Here is a 13,958-nt window from a genome sequence, read left to right as displayed (position 1 = left end):
TTTCCTGATCTATCAAATGCCTTCGCCGGCAAGCTCTTCCGACAGGGTCGCGACCTGGTTCTGGGCGCTGCGCATCATCGGGTAGATGGCCAGCACCTTCTGCCAGGCCTCGAGCGCCGATTGCTTGTGGCCGGTCTCGGCCATGATCTGGGCCAGGCCCGACAGCGCGCCAAAATGGCGTGGCTCGAGCTGCAGCGTGCGGTCGATGTCGGCCATGGACTTGCCGTAGTTCTTCATCATGAAATGCACGGTGGCGCGACGGTTCCAGCCTTCGGCGTAGCTAGGCTGCAAGGTCACCACCTGGTCCAGGAAATCGAGCGCGACGTCGAATTTCTGATCATTCATCGCTTTTTGCGACCACTGCATCATCAGGTCGATCGAGGCGCTGCCGGACTGGAACCATTCGTTCCAGATGCTGCCGGCAATGCGCTCGGCGGCCTTTTCGTTGCGCTCGCGCTTCAGGTCGGAGAACAACTTGTCGAGCCGGGCCTGTTTCGTCATCGGCGTGGCCGGAGTGTCCGGAGCCGCTGGCTGGGCATCGGCGGGCGCCGGCTGACCATCCGCGGCCGCCACCGCGATCGGCCGATCACCGGCTTGGGCCGGCAGGGGGATGACGCCGGAAACCAGCAAAGTCGTCAAGAATACAAAAACAATCCGCATCGCCCGAGTTTAATCCCGGGCGGCGGAACATCAAAGTGATTTTAGCGTGGGAAGGTCGGCTGGCCGACAAGCATCAATGGGCGGAGACGAGAAGCCTCCGGCCGAAAACTCAACCCTGGCGCGCCTTGTAGCGCGGGGCGGTCTTGTTGATGATGTAAACGCGGCCCTTGCGGCGAACCAGCTGGTTGTCGCGGTGACGCGCCTTCAACGCCTTGAGCGAATTCTTGATCTTCATGGTCTTGCCTGTCGGTCTGGACCCGGTTCGGGGTCGAATTTTTAAGGCGCGCCAGAAGACGCGCCTTTTGAACGGTGGGTGGCTCATAAACGAGGAGACTTGCCCATGTCAACCGTAAGTCAACCGCAAGCGCGCTCCGCGTCCCGATATCATCAAATATCCGCCATGTCGGCCCCGTGGCATTGCGCGGCCATGAGCCGGCTGGGATGATGTCGTCCATCGCAAGCGATTTGGGAACGACCATGCGCCGAATATTCCTCTCCTCCTGCCTCGTCATCCTGGCGGCGAGCTCGGCTGCCCGAGGGCAAGAATGCGACCGCTCCGACGACAGCCAGCAGATGATGAATATCTGTGCCGGCGAGGACTATCAGGCGGCCGACGCCAGGCTCAATGCGGCCTATCAGGCGCTGATCGGCTCCGATGATGCCGATGGCAAGAGATTGCTTCAGGTGGCACAACGCGCCTGGATCAGCTTCCGGGATGCCGAATGCGCGCATAACACCGCCGCCAGCCAAGGCGGGTCCATCCATGCGATGGAGGTCTCGCAATGCCTGACCAGGCTGACCAATGATCGCATCAAGCAGCTCGCCGCCTCCGCCAATTGCGAGGAAGGCGATGCAAGTTGCGCCAGCCCCGACGCGGACAGCGACGAGGTGCAATAGGCGTGTCTGGTATCAGCCGCGGCGGCTGATGCGGGTGAAATGACCCATCTTGCGACCGGGCCGGGCCTCGGCCTTGCCGTAGAGGTGCAGCATCAGGTCGGGCTCGGCGAGCAAGGCGGGAACGCGCAGCACGTCGTCGCCGATCAGGTTCTCCATGACGCAATCGGAATGACGGTTCGAGCTTCCCAATGGCAGGCCGGCAATGGCGCGGATATGCTGCTCGAACTGCGAAACGATGCAGGCGGCTTCGGTCCAATGTCCGGAATTGTGGACGCGGGGCGCGATCTCGTTGGCCAGCAGGGAGCCGTCGGCCAGTACGAAGAACTCGACACCGATGACGCCGACATAGTCGAGCGCCGACAGGATTTTCGTCGCCGCGTCTTTCGCGTCCCGCGCGGTCGCCTGCGCAACGCCGGCCGGCAAGGTCGATGTGTGCAGAATACCGTCGCGGTGCACATTCCAGGCTGGATCGTAGGCGGCGACAGTGCCGTCCAGCCCTCGCGCGGCGATGACGGAAATCTCGCGCTCGAACTGCACGAAGCTTTCCAGGATCAGCGGCACATTGCCCATCGCCTCGCAGGTGCCGGCGAAACCGCCGGCTTCCATGTTGCGGAAGACGCGCTGGCCCTTGCCGTCGTAACCCATTCGCCGCGTCTTGAGGATGCCGCTGCCGCCGAAGGCCTTCAGCGCCGCCGCCAGCTCGTCGTCGGTGTCGACTTGATGGAACGCGGCGGTGGCGATGCCGATGCCGTTGAGGAATGTCTTTTCGCTCACCCGGTCCTGCGCCACGTCAAGCGCGCGCGGCGGCGGATAGACCGGCACTTTGGCGGCAAGCGCGGTTGCGGCGGCGACCGGCACGTTCTCGAACTCATAGGTGACGACGGCGCTTGCAGCCGCCAGTTCGGCAAGTGCTGCCGGATCGTCATAGGCGGCCGTAATCTGCCGGTTGGCGACCTGGGCCGCCGGGCAATCCGGTTGAGGCTCCAGCACGATGGTGCGGTAGCCGAGCCGGGCGGCGGCCATTGCCAGCATGCGGCCAAGCTGGCCGCCGCCAATGATGCCGATGGTCGATCCGGCGGGCAGGCTCACGGCGTATCCGTCGGTTCGGCCGCGACCTTGGCGGTCTGCGAGGCGCGCCAGGCATCGAGGCGCTGAGCAAGCTTGTCGTCGTTGAGCGCCAGCACGGCGGCGGCCAGCAGGGCGGCGTTGGCCGCACCAGCCTTGCCGATGGCCAGCGTTCCTACAGGAATGCCGGCCGGCATCTGGACTATGGAAAGCAGCGAATCCTGGCCCGACAGCGCCTTCGACTCCACCGGCACGCCGAACACCGGCAGTGGCGTCATCGCCGCCGTCATGCCGGGCAGATGCGCGGCACCGCCGGCTCCGGCGATGATGACCTTGTAGCCGGCGGCCTTGGCGCCCTTGGCGAACTCATAGAGCCGGTCGGGCGTGCGGTGCGCCGAAATGATCAGCCGTTTGTGGGGCACACCAAGCGCCTCCAGCGTCTCCGCTGCCTGACGCATCGTCGCCCAGTCGGATTGGCTGCCCATGATGATGGCGACGTCGGCGCGTTGATCGTCCAAGCTTCTGCTCCCCGGCGACAAAGGCGCGCCTTAGCGGAATTCGTGCGGGGCCGCAAGGATTTCAGGCCATCGGAGAGATGCCGACGGCCACATTCCGGCTCATACCGCCGCCTTGCGGAAGCGAGCAACGAAGTCGTCGAGCTCGGGGCGCTCCATGTCGGAGATCGCCCAATAGGAGAAGGCGCCGTCGCTCCAGTGCACCATCGAAAAGCCGCCGGAGGAAAGATCCTCCGGCTGGGTGGTCTTGCCGCCCTGCTGCGGTTCGGCGACCAGCGTGATCAGGTGCTCGCGGTGGCGGTAGACCAGTGCCGGTACCGGCCGGCCTGATATCACCTCGACCCGGCCGCCGATAAGAGCGAAACCCTCCTGGGCAAGATCCGGCGCCGGCGGCGAGACGCCGATGCGGGCGTCCAGCCACGGTTTGACCGTATGGCGGTCGGAGGAGACGATGTCGATCGGGCTCGCGGCGAGCAGGCTGCGGCGATGGCCGCTGGCGACGGCCGCGGCCAAGCCGTCTTCGGCGCCGTTGAACATTACCCATTGCGTTGCGCCGCTGGCCAGCACCGCGCTGATCATGATCGATGCCGCCATGGCGCGCCAGTCGAACGAGCCGAAGCGGCTTGCCCTCGGCGATCTCCGCGCCAGCGAAGGACGCGTCCCGGCTTCACGCCGCTGGCCGACGCCAGCGCCGGCAATCAAGCCCGGCAGCGCCGACGGCGTGCCGCGCTGCGGCTCTGCTGCCTCGGCTGTCGCCGGCTGCTCGGTGCTGGCCATGCCGATCGCCGCGATGCGGGCCCGAAAGGCGTCGCTCACGTCGGGGCGCGGCAAGCGGCTGACCGCGCCTCGCAAGGCAAGGATGCGGGCATGTTCGGCGGCAAGCCGGGGATCGGCGGCGATGCGACGCTCCACCGCAAGGGCCGCCGCCGCATCAAGCTCGCCATCAACAAGGGCGTGGATCATCAGTCTGACACCTTCGGGATCATTGGGCAGTCCATCGTCATGGCCGGTCATGGCGCTCTCCCCAGTTCGGACGCCAGCAGGCCGCGGGCGCGGGCCAGCCTGGACATCACCGTACCCATCGGCACGTCGAGCATGGCCGCTATCTCGCGATAGCTGAGGCCGTTGATGTCGCGCAGCACCAGCGTTTCGCGAAACGGCTGCGGCAGGGCAGCGATCGCAGCCTCCAGTGCCGCCGTGTCGGCCCTGGCGATCAGGCTCGCTTCCGGACCATCCTCGTCCGGCAGGCTGGTGCCATGGGCGGCCGCCATGTCGTCGAGATCGCCGAGGTCGCCGACGGCCATCATGCCGCGCGGCCGGTTGCGCGCCATCCAGGTGTAGGAGGTGTTGCGCACGATGGTGAGCAGCCAGGCACGCGCATTGCCGCCGGCGTAGCCTGATATGCCGGCATGCGCCTTGATGCAGGCGTCCTGAACGACATCCTCGGCGTCGGCGGCATTGCCGGTCAGCCAGCGGGCAAGCGCCAGCGCGTCGCCAAGATGCGGCAGCACTACGTCGTTGAAACGCTCTGCCAGGGCCCTGTCGCTCAAAGCAGCACCATGATCCTCTCCGGAGCGGACAGGCCGTGCCGCCTCAAGATGCGACAGCGATTTTGCCTGGCTTGCAGGAGCAAAGCCCCCGGAAACGGGCAAAGTCGTCTGCCTTGCTGAAAGTGAATTCATCTGCGTCACCAGTGTCAAGCGCTATGAAAGGAGGGGCGCTATGAAAAGGAGGGGCGCCATGGAGAAGGGACTGATGACGATCATGCTCGGCAGCGCATGACGGCGGCTGACGCCGCAGCCGTGTTCGCTGTGCTCGCGATGATGGGGCATGCCAGTCTCCTCAACGCCAGCCGTGGCGTATGTCGAGGAGACTTGTTGAAGAGACGATTTATTCCCGCGTGGGCAAATCCGGCTGTTCACAGTCGCGTGATCAGCCGATGCCGTCGGCATGCTCGGTTAGCGATCAATCCGGCCAGCGCAAGACGCCTGACGAATCCTTGCGGGCGACCTTCATCGCGTCGGCCGGGCGCTCCTTCGCCGTCAGCACGGCGCGCAGACGTTCGGCGACGATCTCCGCCTCGCCGGGGTGAAGGTTGCAGGGGTCGAGGAAAAAATGGCCGCGCTCGACCTCGTGGTTGCGCACGATGATCGGCGGCGAGCCGGCGGCAAGGGCCGAGGCAAGACCGGCGGCGGTGAAGCGGCTCTCTGGGGAGACGAATATCTGCAGCCGGTCGAGTGGATTGGCGGTGGGGTCGGGAATGATGATGGCGACGATGCCGGGCAGTCCCTGCAGCGCGTCCTTCCACAGGTTCAGCGCTGCTTCCTCGCGCCGGCGGATTCCGGCATGGTCGCGCTTCTCCCAGGCTTCGAGCGCCGCCATGGTGCCGGCGATGCTTTCCTTGCCGACCTTCATGGCGCGCGCGACGCCGCGGTTCTGCAGATAGGCGGCCCGCACCAGATCCTTGCGGCCGGTGACGATGCCGCTGGTCGGCCCGCTCAGGAATTTATGGCCGCTGTAGATGACGACATCGGCGCCGCGCGCCAGAAAACCGCGCAGATCATATTCGGACGCGGCGTCGACGATCACCGGCACGCCCTTGGCGTGGCAGATCTCGCAGAATTCCTCCAGCGACAGCATGCCGTATTGCACGGTGTGGTGGGCGACGACGTAGAGACCCGCCGCCGTGCGCTCGTTGATCGCTTCGCGCACATGATAGTCCTGGGTGACGCTGACCGTGCCGGCGGGCACCACCCTGGCGCCGGCGACGCGGACCGACTGGTCGATCGGGGCGCCGTAATTGACGATGTGGCCGAGCTGGATGACGACCTCTGACTTGAGGTCGCCAGTGTCGTCGGGCAGGCGCTCGATGGCGAGCAGGCTGGTTCCGGTCATCGCACCGGCGATCGCCATGGTGATGCCGCTGGCGCAGCAAGCGGTGATGAAGCCGGCCTCGCCGCCGGTGAGGCGTGCGACGACCGTGCTCGCGGCGCGCTGCAGATCGTCCATTTCCACCCATTGCGAGGCCATTTCAGCCATGGCGGAGATCGCTTCCGGGACGATGATCGAGGCGCCGAGCGCGGTCATGGTGCCCGAGACGTTGATGATCGGCCGCAATCCCAGCCGTTCGCGGATGGTGGTGTTGGAGCCGGTGTCGGAAGAGGTTTTCATGTGAGCTAATCCCGTGGGTGGCAGGTCAGGCGGCGATCTCGACGACCGCTTCGATTTCGACGGTGATGTTTCCAGGCAGCGAGCCGACGCCGATCGCCGAGCGGGCATGGCCGCCGATCTTGTCGAAGACGTCGGCGAACAGGTCCGAGCAGCCATTGACCACCTTCGGATGGTCGCTGAAGGTCGGCGTCGCGTTGACGAAGCCGAGCAGCTTGACGACGCGCACGATACGGCCGAGATCGCCGGCGGCTGCATGCATGACGGCAAGCAGATTGAGCCCGGTCAGCCGGGCATGCTGATAGGCCTGCTCGACCGTCACGTCCTCGCCCACCTTGCCGGTGCAGAGCGTGCCGTCGGCGCGCAGGGGCCCTTGGCCGGAGAGGAAGATCAGCCGCCCGCTCTCGGCATGGGTGACGAAGTTGGCGATCGGCGTCGGCGGCTCGGGCAGCGTCAGGCCGAGTTCGGCGAGCCTGATATAAGGCGTCATGGATGAAGGCTCCTTGGGCGGCTTTGGCCGCCTGAGTTTAGAAATGCGAGGCTCGGAAGCGCGCCAGGAAAGTGCGGAGGCGTTCGTTGCTGGTCTCCGCCGCGAGGATATCCTTCGGCGGCCCGACGGCGCTGACGCCGCCATCGGCCATGAAGACGATGCGGCTCGAAGCGTCGCGGGCAAAGGCCATTTCGTGGGTTACCATCAGCATGGTCATGCCATCCTCGGCGAGGCTGCGCACCACGGCCAGCACCTCGCCGACGAGTTCGGGATCGAGCGCGGAGGTGATCTCGTCGAGCAGCAGGATCTTCGGTTCCATGGCCACGGCGCGGGCTATGCCGACGCGCTGCTGCTGGCCGCCGGAGAGTTCGGCCGGCAGGCTGTCGGCCTTGTGGCCAAGGCCGACGCGCCCGAGCCAGTGTTCGGCAATCGATCGCGCCTCGGCTTCGTTCTTTCCCCTCACCTTGGTCAGACCCAGCATGATGTTGCCGGCCGCCGTCAGGTGAGGGAAGAGGTTGAAGCTCTGGAACACCATGCCGGTCTCGGCGCGCATGGCGGCAAGATCGCGTTCGCTACGGCGCTGACGCGTTCCGGCTTCGCGAAAACCGACCTCCTTGCCGTCGATGCGGATCGAGCCGCTGTCGTAGCTCTCCAGGAAGTTGACGCAGCGCAGCAGCGTGGTCTTGCCGCTGCCGGAAGGGCCGATGACGGTCACCACTTCGCCGCGCTTCACCTGAAGGCTGACGGAGCGCAACACGTCGACGGCGCCGAAGGCCTTGGAGACATCGCGCACGTCGAGCAGCGCGGGACCGGCGTTTGGGGCTTCGGACATCGTTGCTATTCCCGGATGAAGGAGAAACGCCGCTCGAGCCGCCGGCTGGCGAGCGAGAGTGCGTAGTTGACCGCGAAATAGAGGAGCGCGCCCAGTATATAGAGCGGCATCGCTTCATAGGTGCGGCCGATGACCTGGTTGATAGCCTGCATCAAATCGGTGATGCCGAGCAGCGACACCAGCGCGCTGCCCTTGACCGCGTCGGTGACGCCATTGATCCAGGGCGGCAGGAAGCGCCTGAAGGCCTGCGGAAAGATGACGTAGGTGAGGCGCTGGCGAAAGGTCAGCCCGATCGCCATCGCGGCTTCGGACTGTCCCTTCGGGATCGAGCCGACCGCGCCCCTGAGATACTCGATGACCTGCGCCGTCTTGAACAGGGTGAGCGCGAACACCGCGGCCCAGAACGATGGCAGATGCAGCCCGATTGCAGGCAGGCCGTAGTAGACGAAGAACATCAGCACCAGGATCGGAATGCCGCGAATGGTGTCCGAGAAGATGCGCACCGCCCAGCGCAAAGGGGCGGGACCATAGACCAGGCCGACGCCCAGCAGGACGCCGGCGATGAGCGACAGCACCACGACCAGCAGCGACACCCACAAGGTCACGGCGAAGCCTTCGGCAAGGAAGGGCAGTGCGTAGAGGATCTGGCTCAGCATGTCAGCGCGCCGCCCTGAACCGGCGCTCGACGAGCCGCAGCCCGAAAAGCAGGGCATAGCCGGTTACCAGATACATCGCCGTGGTGACCAGGTAGACCTCGACGATGCGGAAGGTGTTGAAGTTGATCCACTGGGCGCCGAAGGTGAGTTCGGGCACCGAGATGACCGAGGCGATCGAGGTGTCCTTGAACAGCGAGATGAAGGTGTTGGAGAGCGCCGGCAGCGTGATGCGCAGCATTGTAGGCAGGCGCACGTGCAACAGCCTCTGCCACGGGGTCAGGCCGATCGCCTTGCCGGCGTCGAGCTGGCCGCGCGGGACAGCCTCGAGCCCGGAGCGAAACACCTCGACCAGATAGGCGCCGCTATAGACCGACAGGGTCAATACAAACGAGGTTGGTGCGCTGTAGGCCAGGTCGACCACGGTCGGCAGGCCATAGAAAACGAGATAAACCAGCAGGATCAGCGGCACATTGCGGATGAATTCGACATAGGCGGCGATCACCGCCCGCACCACGCGTCCGGCCGAGACATACCAGACCGCGAGCACCAGCCCGATGACGACGCCGATGGCGATCGAGATCACGGCAAGCTCGAGGCTGAGCAGCAGGCCGCCCCAGAGCTTGTCGAAATGCCGCCAGATCAGGTTGAAATTAAGGGCATAGCCCATGCATCCGCCTCGGTGTGAAGGACGTCGGGTCGATTGCGGAAGGGCGACAACGCCCCCCTTCCGCAATCCGGGATCAGATGACCGGGAAGCCTGGGTGACGCGCCGGCGGCTCCTGGCCGAAATAGTCCTTGAAGGCGGCGTCATAGAGCGCCGATTCATGGCCGAACATGGCGATGGTGAAAGTCTGGTTGACGAAGGTCAGCCAGTCCAAATCGCCTTGCCGCAGTGCGGCGCCGTAAAGCATCGAATACCAGCTCTTCCCCGCATCGAAATACTTGTCGGGATTGCGCGAGGCGAGCCAGCGCACGGTGGACAGGTCGACCGCAGCGGCGTCGGCGCGCTTGGACTCCAACGCCTGCAGCACGTTCGCCTGGGTGTCGATCTGCAACACCTGGGCCTGCGGCAGAGCGTAGTGGACGGAACTTTCGGCGTCGACATTCTGCAGGATGGAAATGCGTGTCGCCGAACCACCGGCCAGCAGCTTGTCGAAGGTCTTGTTCTCGGCGGTCGGCAGGGTCAGCAAGGCAACGCCTTCGACATAGTAGGGCCGGGAGAAATTGATCAGTTGCGAGCGCTGCGCCGTCATGGTCATGAACTGAATGGTGATGTCGACCTTGTTGGTGGTCACGTTGGGAATGCGCTGGGCCGGATCCTGCATGACGAACTCGACCTTGGTCGGGTCGTCGAAAAGGCCCTTGGCGAGAATGCGGCCCATGGTGATATCCATGCCGACCAGTTCGCCGGCATCGTTCTCGAAATGCCAGGGCGCGTTGGTGCTGCCGGTCCCGACAATCAGCTTGCCTCTGTCGAGCACGGTGCGCAGCAGGCTGTCGGATGCGGCCTGTGCGGCGGCCTTCTGCGCATCGACGGCTGCCAGCACGCCGGCCGCGGCAAGTCCCGCCATTCCCAATTTCAGAAAATCACGTCTTCCGGATGTGTCGTTCACGGCGACCTCCTTTCGTGTTGTGTTCCCCTATGCACAGCCCATACACGCGGCAGTGATTATCAAAGATTGTCTCTTACAAGAGACGCATGTATCCTGTACAAGACAGATACTAGCACCGGGAATCGACAATGCAAGATGGTAGTGTTTTGGCTGCTTCGGCCGACGAGAAGGCGCCGGGGTCCCGTGAAAAGGGCCTCAACCGGGTCCTGGAGATCCTGGAGTTCCTTCACATGACGCAGCGTGCGATCGGGATTGGCGATCTCGCCAAGGGCGTCAATGCGCCGCGTTCGACCACCTACACGCTGGTGCGGTCGCTGGTCGACGCCGGCCTTCTGGAAATGGCCGGCGACGGCAATCGCGTCTATTTCGGCAAGAAGCTCTACCTCTACGGAATGGACTATGTGCGCGGCAACGACCTGTTGCGGCGCGGGCGCCAGGAGGTCGACCATCTGTCGCGCGAGACGGGCGAGACCTCGGAATTGTGCATGCTGCAGAGCGGCCGCTATACGATCGTCCATTCCAGCCCTGGTACCAGGCCGTTCCGCATCAGTTCGGCCACCGGCCTGCAGATACCGCTGCCCTGGACCGCGTCTGGCCGGCTATTGCTTGCGGGGCTGGATAGAGTTGCGATCGAAGCCATGGTGTCTGATGACGATCTCGTGCTGCCTGACGGGCGCAAGCTGCGGCTCGACGATTTCATCGCCGACATCGCAAAGGCAGGGGTGACCGGCTACTGCGTCACCTCGGGCCTGGTCGACGCCTATACGAAATGCCTCGCCGTGCCGGTCTTTTCAGCGCCAGGCAAGGTCGAGGCGACGATGTGCCTGGTGGTTCCGATCGATACGTCGGAGGAGCGGACCGCCGATCTCATCGGCCTGCTGCGCGGCCGCGCCGCCGGGCTCTCGATCGGCGCATAGGCGGAAAGTGCCGGCGGCGCGATTCCGTCTCAGGCGATGATGTCTGGAATGATCCTGTCTTCCAGCTTCATCAGTCGGTCCTTGAGGAACAGCTTCTTCTTTTTCATGCGCTGGATCTGCAGCGGGTCGCAATTCATGGCGATCATCGCGTTGATCGCGGCATCGAAATCGGCGTGTTCCTGCTTCAGCCGGGAAAATTCGAGGCGAGTATCGGCCTGTTCCTGATCGGACATTCTCTACCGTCTGCACGTCTGCGGCGCCCAAAACTGGGCCTGGTTGGGCGGGGGCGGCAATTTCTGCCACCGGCGCGCAGCCCATATCACATTTCACGTTGTCGTGGAATGCTACCACGCAGCATTCGACATCGCTGCTCGATGGTGGCACACTGTCATTGTGCCGTCACAGATACGACCTGCGGTGGACGTGCCTTGGCGGCTGCAATCGAGGAAACCATGAAAGGGAGAACCAATCATGTCTCTTGCATCCCATCTTGATGAGTTGCAGCGGAAACACGGCGACATCGAACGCGAAATCGATGACGCGATGAATCACCCGTCGGTTGATGACCTCGAAATCGGGAATCTCAAGCGACGCAAGCTGGCACTCAAGGATGCGATTGAGAAACTGAGGGCGCAACCAACCACGCATTGATCCTCACCTGACATAGCCGCTCACCACTGGCGGTCTTCCTTGCCGGCGGCGCCAGCCGCCGGTGCAGTGATTGCGATTTTCAGCGCTGCACCATAAGCGGAAACTAATATCCTTCGGACCCATTTTGCCCGCCTGGCCGCTGCCAGCTCGTGTGCTGTTTCAGGTCCCGGCCGGGACCAATTGCTGCCAGTGGCGACCTGTCGCCATTGACAAGCCATCTTTGCTCCTCCACCTCATGCCGGACTTCAACGCATCGGCCCCGGCTTGTGCGTCCAGGTGGACGCACGCGCTTCAGAGAGACGCATAGCGCTCCAGAGACAAAAGGCTGCCGGCATGACCGGATATTTTTCTTCTCCCTTCCCCCGCCGCACCTCGGTCGGCGTCGATGTCGGCGGCGTGGTCGTCGGCGGCGGCGCGCCGGTGGTCGTTCAGTCGATGACCAACACCGACACGGCCGATATCGACCAGACAGTCGCGCAGGTCGCGGCGCTGCACCGCGCCGGCTCCGAGATCGTGCGCATCACCGTCGACCGCGATGAAAGTGCCGCCGCCGTGCCGCGCATTCATGAGCGGCTGCAGCGGCTTGGCATCAACGTGCCGCTGGTCGGCGATTTCCACTATATCGGACATAAGCTCCTGGCCGATCATCCGGCTTGCGCCGAGGCGCTGGCCAAGTACCGCATCAATCCCGGCAATGTCGGCTTCAAGGATAAGAAGGACCGGCAGTTCGCGGCGATCGTCGAGATGGCGATCAAACATGACAAGCCGGTGCGCATCGGCGTCAACTGGGGCTCGCTTGACCAGGAGCTCCTGACGCGGCTGATGGACGACAACCAGGACAAGGGTTTCCCGCTGACGGCGCAGGAAGTGACGCGCGAGGCAATCGTGCAGTCGGCGATCCTGTCGGCCGAGATGGCCGAGGAAATCGGTCTTGGCCGCGAAAAAATCATCCTGTCGGCCAAGGTCAGCGGCGTGCAGGACCTGATCGCCGTCTACACCGAGCTTGCGACCCGTTCCAACCATGCGCTGCATCTCGGCCTCACCGAGGCCGGCATGGGCTCCAAAGGCATCGTCGCGTCTTCCGCGGCCATGGGCATCCTCTTGCAGCAAGGCATTGGCGATACCATCCGCATCTCGCTGACGCCGGAGCCCAATGGCGATCGCACCCGCGAGGTGCAGGTGTCGCAGGAACTGCTGCAGACCATGGGTTTCCGGCAGTTCGTGCCGATCGTCGCGGCCTGCCCGGGCTGCGGCCGCACCACCTCCACCGTGTTCCAGGAACTGGCGCAGAACATCCAGGCGGACCTGCGCAAGAACATGCCGGTGTGGCGGGAGAAATACCCGGGCGTCGAGAACCTCAAGGTCGCGGTGATGGGGTGCATCGTCAACGGTCCCGGTGAATCCAAGCATGCCGATATCGGCATTTCGCTGCCCGGCACCGGCGAGACGCCGACCGCGCCGGTCTTCGTCGACGGCAAGAAGGCGGCGACGCTGCGCGGGCCGTCGATCGCGGCGGATTTCGAGAAAATGGTCGCCGACTATATTGACCAGCGCTTCGGTCGGGGCGGCAAAGCCGCGGCAGAGTAAACCAGATGCGGCGTTTCCCGTGGGCGGCGCTGATATTCCTGTGTGGTATGGCCTGGTCGACGCTTGCCCAAGCGGATCCACCGCAATCGGCCAAGCAGCGGCTGATCGACAAGGTCTGTAACCTGATCCAGGCGCATGCCGACCAGAACGGCCTGCCCCGGGATTTCTTCGCCCGCCTGATCTGGAAGGAAAGCCGGTTCGATCCCAACGCCGTGAGCCCTGTCGGCGCCGAAGGCATTGCCCAGTTCATGCCGGGCACCGCCAAGATGCGGGGGCTGGAAAATTCCTTCGACATCAACCAGGCAATTCCGGCGTCGGCCAGATATCTCGCCGAAATGAAGGCCGGCTATGGCAATCTCGGTCTGGCGGCCGCTGCCTACAATGCCGGCGAGAGCCGGGTGTCGCGCTGGCTGAATTCCGGTGGCTTCCTGCCGATGGAGACGGAAAGCTATGTCTTCGATGTGATGGGCGAGCCGGTCGACAAGTTCACCGACCGGGCCTATGCCGGCAAAGTCGAGCCACTCGACGCCAAGCTGGATTTCGCGGTCGCCTGCCGCAAGCTGCCGGTGATCATGTCCAGAACCGTGGCGATGGCCTCAATCAACATCAAGCCATGGGGCATTCAGGTGGCGGGCAATTTCCGCCGCAGCGCCGCGATCAGCCAATGGCTCAGGGTACGGGGCCGTTTTCCGGCCCTGCTTGCCGGGCATGATCCGGTGGTCAGCCGAGTGCGTACGCCGATCGGCCGGCGCGGCATCTACGCGGTCCGGATCGGCGTCGACGACCGCGCCGCCGCCAATGTCATCTGCCAGAAACTGCAAAGCATCGGTGGCGCCTGCGTGGTGGTGCGCAACCGGTAGCCGAGGAGGGTTGGGCTGCACGGGGCACACGCCGTTGGAATGTGCCC

18 protein-coding genes are annotated in these 13,958 nt (G+C 64.4%); 5 read left to right on the top strand and 13 right to left on the bottom strand.

The features are described from left to right. Positions 1-12 precede the first annotated feature (12 nt). Both LB554_RS22580 and ykgO read right to left on the bottom strand, forming a co-directional pair. Complete coding sequence (locus LB554_RS22580; RefSeq protein ID WP_224587025.1) at positions 13-660, bottom strand: tetratricopeptide repeat protein; 648 nt, start codon at positions 658-660, stop codon at positions 13-15. A gap of 109 nt (positions 661-769) precedes the next feature. Further along, positions 770-895: a type B 50S ribosomal protein L36 gene (gene ykgO / locus LB554_RS22575; RefSeq protein ID WP_006327841.1), complete on the bottom strand. Its 126-nt coding sequence runs from the start codon at positions 893-895 to the stop codon at positions 770-772. A gap of 242 nt (positions 896-1,137) precedes the next feature. Here ykgO and LB554_RS22570 point away from each other — a divergent pair, with 242 nt between their 5' ends. Then, the gene (locus tag LB554_RS22570; protein ID WP_015315324.1) at positions 1,138-1,557 is read left to right on the top strand and encodes a lysozyme inhibitor LprI family protein; all 420 of its coding nucleotides are present in this window, start codon (positions 1,138-1,140) and stop codon (positions 1,555-1,557) included. A 12-nt stretch (positions 1,558-1,569) separates the two neighbouring features. On the opposite strand, the gene LB554_RS22565 is transcribed toward LB554_RS22570, so the two are convergent. The 10 genes from LB554_RS22565 to LB554_RS22520 form a co-directional block, all read right to left on the bottom strand. Continuing rightward, entirely contained in the window at positions 1,570-2,646 is a 1,077-nt protein-coding gene (locus LB554_RS22565; protein WP_224587023.1) for a 5-(carboxyamino)imidazole ribonucleotide synthase, read from the bottom strand. Next, on the bottom strand, positions 2,643-3,140 hold the full coding sequence (gene purE / locus LB554_RS22560; RefSeq protein ID WP_023773946.1) for a 5-(carboxyamino)imidazole ribonucleotide mutase: 498 nt from the start codon (positions 3,138-3,140) through the stop codon (positions 2,643-2,645). Before purE ends, LB554_RS22565 begins: the two co-directional genes overlap by 4 nt. A gap of 99 nt (positions 3,141-3,239) precedes the next feature. Further along, a complete protein-coding gene (locus LB554_RS22555; RefSeq protein WP_224587022.1) occupies positions 3,240-4,151 on the bottom strand; it encodes an anti-sigma factor family protein in 912 nt (303 codons plus the stop codon). After that, positions 4,148-4,687, bottom strand: coding sequence for a sigma-70 family RNA polymerase sigma factor (locus LB554_RS22550; RefSeq protein ID WP_041163301.1), 540 nt, complete (start codon positions 4,685-4,687; stop codon positions 4,148-4,150). Before LB554_RS22550 ends, LB554_RS22555 begins: the two co-directional genes overlap by 4 nt. Before the next feature lie 415 nt (positions 4,688-5,102). Beyond that, the gene (locus LB554_RS22545; protein ID WP_141906882.1) at positions 5,103-6,308 is read right to left on the bottom strand and encodes an aminotransferase class V-fold PLP-dependent enzyme; all 1,206 of its coding nucleotides are present in this window, start codon (positions 6,306-6,308) and stop codon (positions 5,103-5,105) included. A 25-nt stretch (positions 6,309-6,333) separates the two neighbouring features. Further along, complete coding sequence (locus LB554_RS22540; RefSeq protein WP_015315331.1) at positions 6,334-6,795, bottom strand: RidA family protein; 462 nt, start codon at positions 6,793-6,795, stop codon at positions 6,334-6,336. Between the two features lie 37 nt (positions 6,796-6,832). Further along, positions 6,833-7,627 (bottom strand): amino acid ABC transporter ATP-binding protein, encoded by a 795-nt coding sequence (locus tag LB554_RS22535; protein ID WP_224587020.1) that lies wholly within the window; start codon positions 7,625-7,627, stop codon positions 6,833-6,835. Between the two features lie 5 nt (positions 7,628-7,632). Continuing rightward, entirely contained in the window at positions 7,633-8,283 is a 651-nt protein-coding gene (locus LB554_RS22530; protein WP_224587018.1) for an amino acid ABC transporter permease, read from the bottom strand. Position 8,284: 1 nt separating this feature from the next. Next, entirely contained in the window at positions 8,285-8,950 is a 666-nt protein-coding gene (locus LB554_RS22525) for an amino acid ABC transporter permease (protein WP_015315334.1), read from the bottom strand. 73 nt (positions 8,951-9,023) lie between these two features. Beyond that, positions 9,024-9,854, bottom strand: a complete 831-nt coding sequence (locus LB554_RS22520) for a transporter substrate-binding domain-containing protein (RefSeq protein WP_224587062.1) — start codon at positions 9,852-9,854, stop codon at positions 9,024-9,026. A gap of 170 nt (positions 9,855-10,024) precedes the next feature. Between LB554_RS22520 and LB554_RS22515 the strand changes: the two genes are divergently transcribed. Then, the gene (locus tag LB554_RS22515; RefSeq protein WP_140712663.1) at positions 10,025-10,813 is read left to right on the top strand and encodes an IclR family transcriptional regulator; all 789 of its coding nucleotides are present in this window, start codon (positions 10,025-10,027) and stop codon (positions 10,811-10,813) included. A gap of 29 nt (positions 10,814-10,842) precedes the next feature. Here the strand turns inward: LB554_RS22515 and LB554_RS22510 are convergent, their stop codons facing one another. Continuing rightward, positions 10,843-11,046 carry a YdcH family protein gene (locus tag LB554_RS22510; protein ID WP_015315337.1) on the bottom strand — a complete coding sequence of 68 codons (204 nt, stop codon included), beginning with the start codon at positions 11,044-11,046 and terminating at the stop codon, positions 10,843-10,845. Positions 11,047-11,284: 238 nt separating this feature from the next. Here LB554_RS22510 and LB554_RS22505 point away from each other — a divergent pair, with 238 nt between their 5' ends. The 3 genes from LB554_RS22505 to LB554_RS22495 all read left to right on the top strand — a co-directional run bounded on the left by LB554_RS22505 (position 11,285) and on the right by LB554_RS22495 (position 13,911). Beyond that, positions 11,285-11,464, top strand: coding sequence for a YdcH family protein (locus LB554_RS22505; RefSeq protein WP_015315338.1), 180 nt, complete (start codon positions 11,285-11,287; stop codon positions 11,462-11,464). 333 nt (positions 11,465-11,797) lie between these two features. Further along, complete coding sequence (gene ispG, locus LB554_RS22500; protein ID WP_140616683.1) at positions 11,798-13,051, top strand: flavodoxin-dependent (E)-4-hydroxy-3-methylbut-2-enyl-diphosphate synthase; 1,254 nt, start codon at positions 11,798-11,800, stop codon at positions 13,049-13,051. Positions 13,052-13,056: 5 nt separating this feature from the next. After that, complete coding sequence (locus tag LB554_RS22495; RefSeq protein ID WP_015315340.1) at positions 13,057-13,911, top strand: lytic transglycosylase domain-containing protein; 855 nt, start codon at positions 13,057-13,059, stop codon at positions 13,909-13,911. The last annotated feature ends 47 nt before the right edge of the window (positions 13,912-13,958 follow it).

This window comes from Mesorhizobium sp. CO1-1-11, assembly GCF_020164995.1.
GTDB classification, from domain to species: Bacteria; Pseudomonadota; Alphaproteobacteria; order Rhizobiales; family Rhizobiaceae; genus Mesorhizobium; species Mesorhizobium australicum.
This window is presented reverse-complemented; position numbering and strand designations above follow the sequence as displayed.